This window comes from Paenibacillus sp. PCH8 (assembly GCF_002968835.1).
Taxonomy (GTDB): domain Bacteria; phylum Bacillota; class Bacilli; order Paenibacillales; family Paenibacillaceae; genus Paenibacillus.
The window spans coordinates 2,634,610-2,648,882 of record NZ_PKQK01000001.1; the positions used below are offsets into that span (position 1 = coordinate 2,634,610).

Annotated in this window: 14 protein-coding genes and 1 pseudogene; 7 read left to right on the forward strand and 8 right to left on the reverse strand. The window is 44.7% G+C overall.

Annotated elements, in window-relative coordinates; all coding sequences use genetic code 11:
- Positions 1-16: 16 nt before the first annotated feature.
- Positions 17-793 carry a hypothetical protein gene (locus tag C0Q44_RS11275; RefSeq protein WP_146113443.1) on the forward strand — a complete coding sequence of 259 codons (777 nt, stop codon included), beginning with the start codon at positions 17-19 and terminating at the stop codon, positions 791-793.
- Positions 794-879: 86 nt separating this feature from the next.
- Here the strand turns inward: C0Q44_RS11275 and yidD (C0Q44_RS30480) are convergent, their stop codons facing one another.
- The 5 genes from yidD (C0Q44_RS30480) to C0Q44_RS30895 form a co-directional block, all read right to left on the reverse strand.
- Complete coding sequence (yidD, locus tag C0Q44_RS30480) at positions 880-1,230, reverse strand: membrane protein insertion efficiency factor YidD (protein WP_219845174.1); 351 nt, start codon at positions 1,228-1,230, stop codon at positions 880-882.
- Between the two features lie 543 nt (positions 1,231-1,773).
- Complete coding sequence (locus C0Q44_RS30885; RefSeq protein WP_258166246.1) at positions 1,774-2,082, reverse strand: amidohydrolase family protein; 309 nt, start codon at positions 2,080-2,082, stop codon at positions 1,774-1,776.
- Entirely contained in the window at positions 2,070-2,294 is a 225-nt protein-coding gene (locus C0Q44_RS30890; RefSeq protein ID WP_258166247.1) for a hypothetical protein, read from the reverse strand. Before C0Q44_RS30890 ends, C0Q44_RS30885 begins: the two co-directional genes overlap by 13 nt.
- A gap of 426 nt (positions 2,295-2,720) precedes the next feature.
- A complete protein-coding gene (locus C0Q44_RS30155) occupies positions 2,721-2,915 on the reverse strand; it encodes a hypothetical protein (RefSeq protein WP_181150934.1) in 195 nt (64 codons plus the stop codon).
- A gap of 155 nt (positions 2,916-3,070) precedes the next feature.
- The gene (locus C0Q44_RS30895; protein WP_258166248.1) at positions 3,071-3,196 is read right to left on the reverse strand and encodes a hypothetical protein; all 126 of its coding nucleotides are present in this window, start codon (positions 3,194-3,196) and stop codon (positions 3,071-3,073) included.
- A gap of 193 nt (positions 3,197-3,389) precedes the next feature.
- On the opposite strand from C0Q44_RS30895, the gene C0Q44_RS11295 reads away from it, so the two are divergent.
- Positions 3,390-7,778, forward strand: a complete 4,389-nt coding sequence (locus C0Q44_RS11295; RefSeq protein ID WP_105407310.1) for an S-layer homology domain-containing protein — start codon at positions 3,390-3,392, stop codon at positions 7,776-7,778.
- A gap of 274 nt (positions 7,779-8,052) precedes the next feature.
- Here C0Q44_RS11295 and C0Q44_RS11300 read toward each other — a convergent pair.
- Positions 8,053-9,372: pseudogene (locus C0Q44_RS11300) on the reverse strand (IS4 family transposase); the annotation flags it as partial.
- A gap of 545 nt (positions 9,373-9,917) precedes the next feature.
- Between C0Q44_RS11300 and C0Q44_RS11305 the strand changes: the two are divergent.
- The 3 genes from C0Q44_RS11305 to C0Q44_RS11315 all read left to right on the forward strand — a co-directional run bounded on the left by C0Q44_RS11305 (position 9,918) and on the right by C0Q44_RS11315 (position 11,972).
- A complete protein-coding gene (locus tag C0Q44_RS11305; protein WP_105407311.1) occupies positions 9,918-10,865 on the forward strand; it encodes a helix-turn-helix transcriptional regulator in 948 nt (315 codons plus the stop codon).
- 67 nt (positions 10,866-10,932) lie between these two features.
- Positions 10,933-11,499 carry a DinB family protein gene (locus C0Q44_RS11310; RefSeq protein WP_105407312.1) on the forward strand — a complete coding sequence of 189 codons (567 nt, stop codon included), beginning with the start codon at positions 10,933-10,935 and terminating at the stop codon, positions 11,497-11,499.
- Entirely contained in the window at positions 11,496-11,972 is a 477-nt protein-coding gene (locus tag C0Q44_RS11315) for an EVE domain-containing protein (protein WP_105407313.1), read from the forward strand. The genes C0Q44_RS11310 and C0Q44_RS11315 overlap by 4 nt, the downstream gene beginning before the upstream one ends.
- 42 nt (positions 11,973-12,014) lie before the next feature.
- On the opposite strand, the gene yidD (C0Q44_RS30485) is transcribed toward C0Q44_RS11315, so the two are convergent.
- Complete coding sequence (gene yidD / locus C0Q44_RS30485) at positions 12,015-12,521, reverse strand: membrane protein insertion efficiency factor YidD (RefSeq protein WP_219845175.1); 507 nt, start codon at positions 12,519-12,521, stop codon at positions 12,015-12,017.
- 13 nt (positions 12,522-12,534) lie between these two features.
- Complete coding sequence (locus tag C0Q44_RS11325) at positions 12,535-12,759, reverse strand: hypothetical protein (RefSeq protein WP_091020237.1); 225 nt, start codon at positions 12,757-12,759, stop codon at positions 12,535-12,537.
- Between the two features lie 263 nt (positions 12,760-13,022).
- On the opposite strand from C0Q44_RS11325, the gene C0Q44_RS11330 reads away from it, so the two are divergent.
- Both C0Q44_RS11330 and C0Q44_RS11335 read left to right on the forward strand, forming a co-directional pair.
- Positions 13,023-13,616 carry a YdeI/OmpD-associated family protein gene (locus C0Q44_RS11330; RefSeq protein ID WP_105407314.1) on the forward strand — a complete coding sequence of 198 codons (594 nt, stop codon included), beginning with the start codon at positions 13,023-13,025 and terminating at the stop codon, positions 13,614-13,616.
- 120 nt (positions 13,617-13,736) lie between these two features.
- Complete coding sequence (locus tag C0Q44_RS11335; protein WP_105407315.1) at positions 13,737-13,994, forward strand: type II toxin-antitoxin system HicB family antitoxin; 258 nt, start codon at positions 13,737-13,739, stop codon at positions 13,992-13,994.
- Positions 13,995-14,273 lie beyond the last annotated feature (279 nt).

Genomic DNA, 14,273 nt, shown 5'->3' on the forward strand with positions numbered 1-14,273 from the left:
GTATATGAGGATTATAATGATGATATGGATTGCTCTAATGGTCAGTTACATGATCACTCCAAGTAGTTATGCGAGCAATGTACCTGAAGATGTGCAGACCTTTGCTAAAGGACAAGGATTGGATGAATTTAAAAAAATGGTATTAGATGATCCTGTGGGATACGGCTATGAGAATGAAGAAGAAGTTAAGTCTGTCACTTTAGGCCCTGGTTTCGAAGTGCACTTATTTGACTCTAACAAGTTTAAAAAAGTATCTGACAGTCTGATTGATGTGTCTAAGCCAACAGGACAGTATGACTTTATTGTGCAATCGGGCGGTGTTGGAAAGTCATTTCTTAGTATAGAACAATTTGAAGGTAAGTTCAGAGTGGTTCTTGCAGGAGGAGATGCCTCCAGATTGGATGCGTCCTTAAATACGATGACAAAATCCTTATCTACTAACGTAGATACGCTTAATCCGGTATTAATCAAGGACGGAAATATCCGTTATTTGGCCGTGAAGATCGATGGTAAAGAAGTAAATATACCAGATGTACCTACTGACAAAAAATCACTCATGGGAGGTATGGATAATAATCAGCTATGGGATTCCTCCAAGACGATTGATTTCCTAAAAGATGTGCAATCCCAAGGAGTCGATCCAGAAGTAGACGGTGCGGGTGGTTATCCGGTCATCAACTCCGGTACGTCTACGAATAATTATATGAGTATAACAATAATAAGTTTGGCCATTGCTTTAGTAGGCTTAATAGTAGTGTACATGTGGGTAAGAAAAAGACAGAGCTTGAAATGATTTAATAGTGCTGAAAATCAAGCAATGATAAAAGTTGAATTACGAAAAAGCGAAAGGCCCATAGTTGATCCATGGGCCTTTTCATGTTACGGATAATCAAATCCTCCACCGTTGATATTGCATTTCCGAAGACGCTGGATACCAAGAGAGAGGCCCTTGATCGCTCCATATTTCTCAATAGCTTGTATCATGTACACCGAACAGCTTGGTTCAAAACGACATTTGTTTCTCACTTCTTTAGGGGCCAAACGTTGATACATCTGAATATTCCATATCAAGATCGCTCTAACACGGATCAGAACCATGAACAAAATACTTGCTATGAAAACAATCTGGGCACTCAGCAAAGCATACGCTGGATTGAACTGATTCGAGCAATAGAAAGTGACTATAGAGATCAATAGTCCAATGAAGAGTGAAAGTATAACGTTACCCAAAGACTTTAACCAATTAATTTCTGGAATAACATGAGTTCTTATATAGAAACTGCTTCGAGGATCGCTTTCTTCATGATGTGTATGTAAGAGTCTTATAAGTTCTTCTTCGGAAGGCATGTTACTATAGATCAGTTCATCTGATTCTGAGCTTCTCGTCATATGTCGTGCTTATTGAACTTCTCTGTAGAAGATTAGCATGTAATGATGTGTTGTAACAGGTTGTTGGAGACAACCGGGCTTCTCGGTGACAGCTAGGGACTCCATGGATTGATAGATCCATCCAGATTGCGCTTTATAATTAATGATATCAGAAAATAAATTAACAGCAGCCTGGGTATCACCTCGGTTTACTTGAACATTTTTGGGACCTGGAACGACAGTATACTCTCTCAATATGAATCATCCTTTCATATGTTGAAATTATAACATTTGTACATTCCATTATTTTACTATGGGTACAGAGAACTGTCGATTGAAACTTATTAGTTCTTCGCTTGAATTTTAAGTTGCGATAATTAGCTAGGTTAGGAGAATCTGTTGAACTCACCAAACGGACTTTAGAACATTGTCAACTTCTTTGATTCGTACGACCGAGGGGCTCTGAATTAGATTTCCTTTGACCATAACCATCGACATGTTAGATAAAGCCTCAAACTGTTCTAATGGATTCTGTTCGAGTACAATCAAGTCGGCTTGTTTGACAATACCCACGGTACCTGTAATGTCGTATACTTTCAGAATCGCTGCATTGGTACGGGTCACCATGCCGATGACCTGTTTGTTGTTCAGGTTGGCCTGTCTCATGTAGTGGTCCATCTCTCTCCACATATCATAGTGAGTCACGTAAGGCATGGCGGCATCGGGGCAATCCCGCTGGTGATGTCGTTTTCGATCGCCTGTTTTACACTTATAAGCATGGAATCATAGACCAGTCTGGAATTCTCTTGTACCGTTGCACTTACCTTCGTTGCGCTAGTATCCAGTGAAGCGGATGGATAGGCGGTTTGCAGGGTGGGGATGAGTGCGGTGTAGCCATTCAGGGCATTGGGAGTATTTTTGTACAAACGAATGATTTCGTCGTCCATCTCCGAACGAAATAAACACCTAAAACTAAGGATCTATGAACTGTCTTATAGCGAAAGGAAGTAAAATATACATACTGAGAAATGAAGCATTTGTCCTAGTTGATACAAGGATCAAATAGATATGCAACATGAATTTAGGTGTACTCGAGTAAACATAAGAGTCTTATGTCCCATGTTCAACAAATCGTATATAATAAGTGAGGTAAAAAGGAATATGGTTATTGATGGAGGCCATTAAGTGTTAGATAGTAACAGGCCTGTTGATTAACCAGAATATGTGACCGGAGGTGATCCGTAATGGAGATTCATCATAAGATTTATACGAATCGTCCATTCGACCGGCAACTCGCCTAAAAGCAGCAAACGAGCAAAGCAAACTTCGGTTGTACCAAAGAATTAAATCGGTCACCACACGAATTTCTCTTCCTTTAAAATCACGAAAGATGACAACACGATGACGCTGCTTGGAACGGCACTGTGGCGTTCCCAATTGGCAAGTGAAATCGTGAACGATCTTAGAATCTTCAGCAGCATTCCGCTGCAACGCATTACGCACAGTCCATGACCATAATAAAGGATAGGTTTTCTAATGTTTCTCATACAGACCCATCGTGCCTTGCGCCAATCGTTTCCGTGAAGCTAAGGGGGTGTCCGTTTTGCGTCCGCAAAGCAACGTGCAGTTTAATGCAGCTCGTTCTCCATGGAAAGGAGCCCACGGCATCCGGATTTTTCCACCGTTATCGTCGTTGAGTTAATCAGCCACTACAAGCAGCATGATCCGCGCCAAAACGATACCCTGACCATTCTTCATTGGCTGCGGCAACCCAATAGTGAAGCAAATGATAGACGGTGAATTTGCGCGTCTTATCGACATAGCGCACCGCCTCGACGATCGATTCGACTTCCTCGAATGTTAGAGAAATTGGCTGATTTTTTCATTATTCTTTTATTAGCCTTCTTTATAATCAAATGTAGTTGCCATCCACTTGCATAAGCCTAGCCCAATCCCGCTCATCCGAAATTTTTCTACTCTTCGTCATCTCACTTCAAGCATTATAGTAAAGGAGAAAAGCCATGAAAAAAATAGCCTTATGTCTATTAATTGCAATATTTACGTTTGTGACTTCATTCTCGCAGATTCTGCCTGTTTATGCAGCTGAGAACGATTTTACTTTTACAATCGGTTCCAATGGCGCAACGGTTACGGACTACAGGGGTACGGATCTGAATGTGGTTATTCCCGATGAGTACGCGGGTACGTCGGTAACCGAAATTGGGAGATCAGCATTTGATACGTATGGTACAGGCAAACCTGAAATTACGAGAGTCGTGATTCCGAACACCGTGAAGGTCATTCAAACGTATGGATTCCGTTATACTGGACTCACTTCCATAGACCTTCCAGACAGTTTGTTAACAATCGGCGCCAGCGCATTCGAGAACAATCCGCTTACAACAGTCGTTTTTCCAGATAGTGTGACGATGATAGGCAACTATTCTTTTTATATGAATAATTTGACATCGATTAAATTATCGGAAAATTTGAAGACGATTAATGGCGGGGCCTTCGACACCAATCACATTACGAAACTTGTCATCCCGGCCGGCGTAACGAATGTCGCCAGTAGTTCATTCTATAATAACAACTTGACAAGCATAACTGTGTTAGGCGCTGTAACAACTTTTGGGACAGATGTATTTGCGAGTAATCCGAGCAATCTGAAAATATTCGGAATTGCGAATTCTCCCGTAGCGGCTTATGCGTCGAGCAACGGACATACGTTTGTGGACGGAACGGCGTTATTTCAAGCCGTTTCTAGCGCCAAGTCGTTGTTGAAAAGTTATGTGGTGGGCACCAGCGTAGGACAGGTTTCGGCTAATGTCTACAATGACTTATCGGCTGAATATGACGCAGCCATACTTTTTATCGACGGAATTGGAAATGCCACCGTCGCCTCTGACTTGGCTAATGCCGCAACTCCTTTGACATCTTCAATCGCTACATTCAATGCGCAAATTGTTCAGGCCGGCAATCCCGCGGCTTTAGCAGCGGCGATCGCGGCGGCGCAGAAGGCGTTGACAGATCATCCGCAAGGAACGGATGTAGGACAGACTTCGGCAGGAACGCGCACCGCTCTGGAAATGGCGTTGGATGCGGCGCAGCAGGTTCTCGATAACGCGGGTAATTACAGGCAGGATCAATTGGATACTGCGGTTAACCAGTTAAATGCAGCGGTTCAAGTCTTTAATGCCGCTGTTATACAAGCGGGTGTTCCAACGGCGCTGGACGCGGCGATCACGGCGGCGCAGCAGGCGTTGACGGATCATCCGCAAGGGGAGAACGTGGGGCAGGCGTCAGCGGGGGCGCGCACCGCACTGCAGTCCGCATCCAATGCGGCGCAGCAGATTCTTGATAACGCGGGCAATTATACGCAGGATCAACTGGATAATGCCGCTAACCAGTTAAATGCAGCGGTTCAAGTCTTCAATGCCGCTGTTATACAAGCGGGTGTTCCAACGGCGCTGGGTGTGGAGATCACAGCGGCGCAGCAGGCGTTAACGGATCATCCAGAAGGAACGGATGTAGGGCAGACCTCGGCAGGAAATCGCTCCATGCTGGAAAATGCGCTGGATGCAGCGCAGCAGATCCTTGATAACGCGGGCAATAACACGCAGGATCAACTGGATACTGCGGTTAACCAGTTAAATGCAGCGGTTCAAGTCTTTAATGATGCTGTGATACAAGCGGGTGTTCCAACGGCGCTGGGTGTGGAGATCACAGCGGCGCAGCAGGCGTTAACGGATCATCCAGAAGGAACGGATGTAGGGCAGACCTCGGCAGGAAATCGCTCCATGCTGGAAAATGCGCTGGATGCAGCGCAGCAGATCCTTGATAACGCGGGCAATAACACGCAGGATCAACTGGATACTGCGGTTAACCAGTTAAATGCAGCGGTTCAAGTCTTTAATGATGCTGTGATACAAGCGGGTGTTCCAACGGCGCTGGGGGCGGCAATCACGGCGGCGCAGCAGGCGTTGACGGATCATCCGCAAGGAACAGATGTAGGGCAGACTTCGGCAGGAACGCGCACCGCGCTGGAAGCTGTACTGGATGCGGCGCAGCAGATTCTCGATAACGCGGGCAATTCCACGCAGGATCAACTGGACACAGCCGTTAATGAGTTAGATTCAGCGGTTCAAGTCTTCAATGCTGCTGTGATACAAGCGGGTGTTCCGACGACGCTTGGCGCGGCGATCACGGCGGCGCAGCAGGCATTGACGGATCATCCCGAAGGAACAGATGTAGGGCAGACTTCAGCAGGAGAGCGCGCTGCCCTGCAGACCGCGATAGATGCAGCACAGGCTATTGCGGACGATGCGGAAAATCAATCTCAGACTCGTTTGGATGAAGCTACTGTCAGTTTGAACGACGCTATGGCAGTGTTTGAAGCCGCTTGGGTGGGGGTGGTGCTAACCGCACCGGTCAATGATTTGTACGGAACGAGCGATACGCTTCGCTTTACGGTATTTTACGGATATGAAGTAACCGTAATAGGGACACCGGTCGTTCCGATCAGGGTTGGAGATAATTCCGTCACTCAGACGGTATATGCCTCATATATGGGAGCACGCGGCGAGGCAGTGACCAAACTTACTTTCGAATTCGAAGTTCCTGCGGGGCTCGTGGATGTTGACGGAATTGAAGTTGCTGCAGCATTGGAGCTCCCGAACGGTGCAAGCATCGTTCGCACCTCCAGCGGACACCCAGCTACGCTAACTTACGCAGCACCGGACGTGAGCGGAATACGTATCGCGGCGATACCGCCCGAGGTTGCCCTGACGGTTGCACCGAACGGATCAGAACGTAAAACGATCAGTGTGATGGCAAGCGTGTACGGCGAAGCTGCGGGAAATGCGATGACGCAGCTCCGTTGGCTGCCTGGAAGTCTTAGTGGGGTTGATTTTGCCGGCGGAACGAAAGGAACCGATATTTTGGTCAAATCTCAATTCACTATTACTGCCAACGGCGACTATACGGTTTATGCCCTCGACGAAGCAGGCAATGAAGCAGTGAAAACGATCACTGTCACTGGGATCTCAACCCCGTCTTCGTCAGATAATGGCAAACGACCGGTCACATCGTCGGATAACGGCATTCGACCGGTCACATCCGGGACGACTGTGAAGTTAGCTCCGAGTGGCGGGATTACAATTGTTATCGATCCATCCGACATCAAACAAGTCAAGCGTTCGGACGGCACGGTGATCGAGAAAGTTATCCTCCCCGAACGGACGAGGAAGCAAGTGCTGGAACTCATGAAAGATACGATGAAACCGTTTGTCAGCATTACAATCGGCAAGCGGGAGCAAGCGGTACAGGCACAGCTTCAAGCTGACTGGATCGCGGATATGGTCAAAGCTAATCCTAATACAATTATTGAGGTGCGGCTGAACGATTCTAGCTACCAATTAAGGTTAAGCGCGATCGATCTGATCGGCTTAGTGGAGCGTTTCGATACGGAAATATCGAATTTGACCGTGAACATCATACAGGAGCTGGCCGGCGAGAGAACTCGGCAAGAGATCAATCGGATCGGCGTTTCCCAAGGTTTTTCTGTTTTCGCTGACGTTATTGACTACAAGGTGATGGTCGAAGCAAACGGGCAAATGTTGGAGGTGCACGACTATGGCGGATCGTACTCGATCCGTACCATTAAGTTGGACCGAGAGTTCACAAACCATAACCTGGTTGCCGTTCAGTATATCCCGGAAAACGGAACCGTCGTTTTTGTTCCGGCAAAGATGGAAACCGGTCCAGACGGCACTAACGAAGCGATTCTGAACGTGCCACATAACAGCTTGTACACAGTCGTAAATGTGCAAGCTCGAACGTTCGCCGATTTAAGCGAACATTGGGCGAAAGCGGATGTGGAGCATCTAGCGTCCAAACTGCTGGTGAACGGCGTGGCTGCCGACCGTTTTGACGCAGAGGGAACCATTACACGAGCGGAATTCTCAGCCTTGCTCGTTCGTGCACTAGGACTATCCTTAGAGGGGAGTGAGGGCGGCGGTGATCGTTTTACGGATGTCCCTGCATCCGCATGGTATGCATCTGCAGTAAATGCGGCAGTGGCTAGCGGGCTGGTTAGCGGCATCAGCGCCGGCCGTTTTGCACCTAACGACCCAATTACCCGCGAGCAAATGGCCGTTGTGATTGCTGGCGCCTTAACCTTCACCAGCGCTAGAACCGGCAGCGATGGGCAAGAGGGAGGCCATCTGGATGCTTTCACGGATCAAGACTCCATTTCTTCATGGGCGCAAGCTGCGGTAGTCCGGGCATCGGAAGTCGGCATTATGAAAGGAATGGAAGACGGACGCTTTGCCCCGAGGGATAATGTAACGAGGGCTCAGGCAGCGGTTATACTGAAAAGGTTCCTGCAATATGTACATTTTATCGATTAAATCAAGCAAAGTAATCAATAAAAAATTAATTGAGATACTCATTCATAGTATCGTCTGTATAACAATAGTAAAAGGAGCTTGCCTCGTGGCAGCTCCTTTTTGTCGTAATAGGCACGTAGTTCATTCATGTAATTGGCAGCTATGTGTGAAATGTCATTTGACAAGAAAATGGTCTGTATGCTGAAACAGTAAAGTATATGAAAATAAAATTAGGTGAGAATCCTTTGTTAACAAGGGTGATGTTGGAGAATTAATAGACAGTCATCTTAATAACTCAACTTTCGCAGCTCAAATCCCCAAACAAACCCTTGATATAGTTGGGTAAACCAGCGATCCAGTCGTGTAGTTGACAAAAAACAGATATTTTTTTCGTTTTTGCCTCTGCCATTTCAAGAAATAAAGTCATCCGTTGCTGAAGCGCGGTTTGAAAGTCTAGATCTCGAACTTCATCAGCAAAAAGGAAGAAGAGCCCACCGAGCGTCCGATCATCACTGGATTCGCGCCGTTCGTATTCCGTGGCTAAATAACGGCTGAGTACAACCGTTGTATGGCTAATCAATTGGTCAAAAGAACGACCTTGAAATTCGGTTCCCAATTTCAAGTAGCTTTTGGTAACTTTAAAAAAGGTTTCAATACTCCAACGCATGCCGTAGATTCGTACGATTTCTACTGAATCCAACGTCACGTCCGTACTTAAAATGGCGAGCCATTCCCGTTTTTTATTCCGATTGCGGACAAAAACAAGCTTCACTTGCAGACCGCATGCAGTGTGTACAATTACGGCACCTTTGACTTCTTTCGAATCCGATTTGGGCAGGGTTTGAAACACTTCACATAGGGTCATTTTCTTTCCTTGTAAGACATATCGTTGCTTTAATTCCTTGACCATTCCAATGACAGGAAGACCTCTGTCCGTGAGCTCGCGAAGCAGTGGCGCTTGCGTAAACCAGCTATCCATAATCACGTAGTCAGCTGTGAATCCTGTATGTAAAGCTTGGTCCAGCAAGCTCACAACCGCATCTGGCTTGCGGGAAAAAGCCTCCATTCGGCGTTTGTACCCGTGGCTACGTCTGGAAAGATGGGAAGCCATTTCGCATAGACGATTCGCTATTTTGGCTGAGGACAGCATGACAAAATCTAGCGGAGCAAAGCTAAAACCGTCGGACCAGCCAAGCGTGAGCATGGTATATTCCTTCGTGAATTTGCCTGTAGAGTGGTCAAACACACGTGCGAGCAGCGCTACTTTTTTACTCCGGTTTCGGCTAAGTACCGAATCGTCAACGATAAATACACGCACCCGTTTGGAGGAAATAAGCGTTTCAAAATGGCGTACGATCCGGAGACTTAACATCTGCAAAAATCGTCGCCACGCAAAAGAAGATTGATTCAAGAACCGATAGATGACAGCTTTACCGGGAAGGTCTGCTCCGCGGTCGCTCTCCAAAAGGCGAAACCAGATCTTCCCTTCGAAGACCAACGAGAACACAATTTGAAAGACGGCTAGACTTGAAAGACCAAAAGAGTTAGAAATACCAGCGTTTCGTAGAGATTTCCCAATGCGAAGTGTCGCAAAAAGTTTGGAGAAACGGGACTGTTCAGATAGGGAATGTTAATAATCGTGTCAAAAAAGTCCTTATCCCCGGTTAACTTTTCGTTGAAATAATCATTTTGGAGAGCAATTGTCGTCGTATGATCGGTATATCCTAGTGAGACAGTATCTGATGAGAGGATTGCGTAATATCCCTGAGACATCTTGCTCTGATTGAATGTTCCATCGTTAATGGTGTTGATGTAACTGCCAAGTAAATCGGGTAGAATTTTTCATGGAACCGCCGCCTTTCGGAGTTTGTAGGGCATTCACCCAATCTCCAGAGTAAACCTCGGTTTCTCCCTATCTAGCTGTTCCTTTACCATGAGGTTTCCCGTTTAAAACTTCGCCATAGTACGTCGCTCCATCTGACAATTTTAGGTTTACTTTCTTCGATGCTGCTTCTGTTGGAATAGAGCCCCCAGTTCACAAAAGGTTTTCCTCAGAAGATATGTAAGACATTCCATTGCCCTAATTCATGAAACGAAAGGGTAAGTTATTTGTGTTAGAATGAGTTAGATTTGGATGATGAAACGGTGGGGGCTTGGAACATGAACAAAACGGAGCGGCAACTTGCGATTACGCTTGAATTGCAGCGAAGAAAAATGCTAAGAGCAGAAGATTTAGCTGCTCAATTGGAGACAAGTGTACGTACGATATATCGAGATATTCAGGCATTAAGTGAAGCTGGCGTTCCTATTATGGGAGCTCCGGGTCATGGCTATTCCCTTATGGAAGGATATTTTCTGCCCCCGGTAAGCTTCACCTCAGAAGAAGCCGTATCCCTGCTCATGGGAGCTGATTTTATCGAACAGAGATTGGATACAGAATACGCGATGCAGGCTAAGTCGGCTCAACGAAAAATTGAAGCCATTTTACCAGAATCGGTTCGTAACGAATCAACACGTGTTCGAGAAACGATGCGATTGCTTCATACGGTTGAACCTTTAACCAGAGCGAGAGTGAAAACATACCTCAACCAAATACGTAATGCCATTTTGGAGCAACGTAAGATCAGCTTTATGTACCTGAAAAAAATGCCAGGAACGGATGGCAATCGGTATAACATGCGTGAGGTTTCACCTTATGGACTCTCACTGGTTCAGGAGAATTGGGTGTTAATTGCACGTTGTGATCTGCGACAAGACATTCGTCATTTTCGTTTGTCACGCATGACTGAACTTTCCGTGCTGGAGGATCAATTCCTTTTGCCCCCGGATTTTGATCTAAACAGTTATCGACCTCCTGACGACCGTAACGAACAAGTACTAATCAGGGCCAAACCTGAAGTCGCTGACAAAGTTATGGAGGCCCTTCATTTTTATATGGATGCATTTGAGGAGCAAGAGGAAGGTGTCATTTTTCATTTTCGTGTCCGCTATCCAGAGGAAATATTGCATTATTTACTTGGCTGGGGTGGAGATATCGAGGTCTTGGAGCCGGAGTCTTTGCGCTTCCGAATGCAGGAAGTAGCCAAAAACATCTTAAAACACTACTGACATACACCTGTCAGTAGTGTTTTTTTATACTTTGGTATATCACAGATCAAGAGGAGTGGGTTGAAGGATGAGAAGTACAACGGAAGTATTAAAAGCATTTGAAACGGCAGTAGAACGATATTTGGCAGAACTGAACAAATTGGATATGGGTAGCTTACTTGAAAAACAAAGTGAAGAGGAATGGTCCATTGGACAGATGTATGTACATTTGATTCAATCAGCGCTTTTCATGCATCTGCATAATATTGAGCAGTGTTTGAGTAGCAAGGATTCGGCGTTGAACGCGGATGAGAAAAAAACAGAACTGGGTAGACAAGTGTTTGAATTAGGACAATTCCCACCCGTTCCCGTTAAAGTACCTGCTTCCCCGCAGTACACCCCGCAACCACCCGAGAGCATGGAGTCTTTGATCGATGGGCTTAACATGGTCGTGGAACGGATGAGAAGTACAGAACCCCGTTTATACCAAGCATCGGTAAACAACAAAATACGTCATCCAAGGCTTGGCGCTCTAAACGCTCAGGAGTGGTTTTTGTTGATAGAGATGCACTACAGACATCATTTTTTACAATTGGATCGATTGATATCGAATCTGGAAATGTATACGAGAGAAGGGGATGGGATGTATCTATGAAACCAAATCAGGACCGCAGATATTGGATTGGCGTTGTATCTGCTTCTCATGTGGATGTAGCCGTAGAGGGCGGGTTTGCGCAGCTGTGCCATGGCAAGGCAGCATTTTTGCGACAGATGTCCCAGGATGATTGGATGATATACTATTCTCCACGTACAGAGATATCAACAGGGAAGCCACTTCAGGCTTTTACCGCTATTGGTCAGATTATCGACGACAGAATATACCAATACCAGATGTCCGATTCATTTGTACCCTTTCGTCGAGATCTCCGTTATCTTCCTTGTCAAGAAGTAAAGATTGCAGCGTTGTTAGACCAACTCAGTTTTACGCGTGGCAATCGCAATTGGGGGTTCCCATTTCGTAAAGGTCATTTTGAGATTGGGGCTGAAGATTTCATGATAATAGCTTCCGCGATGTTGGAAGATGAGACCCAGTCACTACTGGATACTAGTTTAAATCAGACATGTTAACCAAATGAAAAGGCCCATAGATTGTCTATGGACCTTTTCATTTTATGGATAATCATATCCTCCACCGTTGATATTACATTTCCGAAGACGCTGGATTCCCAAGGAAAGACCTTTAATCGCCCCGTATTTCTCAATCGCTTGAATCATATACACCGAACAGCTTGGTTCAAAGCGACATTTGTTCCTCACTTCAATAGGGGCCAAACGTTGATAAATTCTAACACTCCATACCAGGATTGCTCCAGCACGTCGTAGAACGATGAAGAACATACTTGCTATGAAAACAATCTGGGCACTCAGCAAAGCGTATACTGGAATGAATAGATTCAGGAGATAGAAACAGTTTATAGAGATGATTAGCCCTGTGAATAATGCAAGTGTAACGTTAATCAAAGACTTCAACCAATTGATTTCTGGAATAACATGAGTTCTTATATAGAAACTGCTTCGAGGATCGTTTTCTTCTTTATGTGTATGTAAGAGTCTAATCAGTTCTTCTTCGGATGGCATGTTATTATATATCAGTTCCTCAGATTCTGAGTTTCTCATGATTGTTGTACGATTAATGCATCTCTCTGTAGAAAATTAGCATATAATGATGCGTTGTAACGGGTTGCTGGAGACAACCAGGCTTCTCGGTAACGGCTAACGACTCCATGGATTGATAGATCCATCCGGATTGTGCTTTGTGATTGATGATATCGGCAAATAAATTAACAGCAGCCTGAGTATCACCTCGGTTTACTTGAACATTTTTCGGACCTGGAACGACTGTGTACTCTCTCATTTAGAATCCTCCTTTCATATGTTGGAATTATGGCAATAGACATTCCATTATTTTACTATGGGGACAGTAAACTGTCGATTGAAACTTATTAGATGAGATTGGATTCAATTACAGGCCATCTAACCGGATGTTTTTTTGTTGCTATTAAGGTTTAAATTCAAGTGGAAAAGTCAATAAAAGCTCTGTAAGCAACGCTGTACAATCCACCGAAAACCAGTACAATTGAACCTATAAGAACATGAGATAAAGAGAGGTATTTCTCCATGACAGATACAAGTGGGAATCGCAAAGTTGACGGCTACCTAAAGAAACTCAAAACGTGGCAGGAAGAGTCTACGAAGCTGAGAGAGATTATTCGGGATTTTGACCTGACTGAGGATATGAAATGGATGCATCCTTGTTACATGCTCGATGGGAAAAACATCGTCCTAATCCATGGATTCAAAGAGTACGTGGCTATTCTGTTCTTCAAAGGTGCTCTGCTGAAGGATACACATGGCATTTTGGTCCAGCAAACGGAGAATGTACAGGCAGAACGCCAGCTTCGCTTCACCAGTCTGGAGCAGATTGTGGAGCAGGAGGCTATGATCAAAGCCTATATCCAGCAAGCGATTGAAGTGGAACAGGCAGGGCTGCAAGTGGAAATGAAAAAGACTGCCGAATATAGTGTTCCCGAGGAACTTCAGCAGCAATTCGATGAGAATCCTGCTTTTCGAGATGCATTTGAGGCACTTACACCCGGACGGCAGCGGGCCTATCTCTATTATTTCTCACAACCGAAGCAATCCAAAACAAAAGTGTCACGAATCGAGAAGTGCATGCAGCCGATCCTGGAGGGCAAAGGATTGAATGATTAATTTATAACGAAATAATTGAGGGAAATTAAGAGTTAAAACGAGTTGAAAGCCTTTCAGATATAATCCGAAAGGCTTCTTGCTGTTTTTGCTAGAAGTGTAGATAACAGGAGAGTGTCCCATATGATTCGAACTTACCAATACTATGCAATTTTTAATTTTGCTGAAGATGGAATTAATGTTACATTTCCTGATTTGCCTGGATGTATTACCTGTGGAGATTCAGTTGAAGAAGCATTATGGATGGCGAAAGAAGCACTTGAATTATTTTTGGATGGAGAACCTGTTGAAGATATTCCGCCTCCTCAAAGAATGATGCCTCAATTTTTGAATCCTAATGATAAAGCATATCTAATTGAAGCAAGTATTACGTATTATTGATGAACTCTATGTTTACATATCTGAACTCACTAAACAGAATTTAGAATATCACCATGCTAAAGGTATCAAGGCGAATGTTTATAAGAAGACTCTTTACACATTTCATGCTTTGGCAACCGCGAATTTGATCTTAAGCGCTTCAACATAGATCGCGTAATTTCTTTGTAGTAAATATATGTTATAGATTTAAAGTTAAAGTCAACGTAACTTTATTTTTTTCTAGAGTATATAGTAACTGGAAAGACATATTTTTCACAATTTGTAATAAGAGAGCTATAT

What these genes read in the sequence shown, in the direction of transcription:
- C0Q44_RS11295 (WP_105407310.1), top strand. Translation starts at nt 3,390, where the DNA reads ATGAAAAAAATAGCCTTATGTCTATTAATTGCAATATTTACGTTTGTG.
- C0Q44_RS11305 (WP_105407311.1), top strand. Translation starts at nt 9,918, where the DNA reads ATGAACAAAACGGAGCGGCAACTTGCGATTACGCTTGAATTGCAGCGA.
- C0Q44_RS30885 (WP_258166246.1), bottom strand. Translation starts at nt 2,082, where the DNA reads ATGCCTTACGTGACTCACTATGATATGTGGAGAGAGATGGACCACTAC.
- C0Q44_RS11310 (WP_105407312.1), top strand. Translation starts at nt 10,933, where the DNA reads ATGAGAAGTACAACGGAAGTATTAAAAGCATTTGAAACGGCAGTAGAA.
- C0Q44_RS11275 (WP_146113443.1), top strand. Translation starts at nt 17, where the DNA reads ATGATGATATGGATTGCTCTAATGGTCAGTTACATGATCACTCCAAGT.
- C0Q44_RS11325 (WP_091020237.1), bottom strand. Translation starts at nt 12,759, where the DNA reads ATGAGAGAGTACACAGTCGTTCCAGGTCCGAAAAATGTTCAAGTAAAC.
- C0Q44_RS11330 (WP_105407314.1), top strand. Translation starts at nt 13,023, where the DNA reads ATGACAGATACAAGTGGGAATCGCAAAGTTGACGGCTACCTAAAGAAA.
- C0Q44_RS11335 (WP_105407315.1), top strand. Translation starts at nt 13,737, where the DNA reads ATGATTCGAACTTACCAATACTATGCAATTTTTAATTTTGCTGAAGAT.
- yidD (WP_219845175.1), bottom strand. Translation starts at nt 12,521, where the DNA reads ATGAGAAACTCAGAATCTGAGGAACTGATATATAATAACATGCCATCC.
- C0Q44_RS11315 (WP_105407313.1), top strand. Translation starts at nt 11,496, where the DNA reads ATGAAACCAAATCAGGACCGCAGATATTGGATTGGCGTTGTATCTGCT.
- C0Q44_RS30155 (WP_181150934.1), bottom strand. Translation starts at nt 2,915, where the DNA reads ATGAGAAACATTAGAAAACCTATCCTTTATTATGGTCATGGACTGTGC.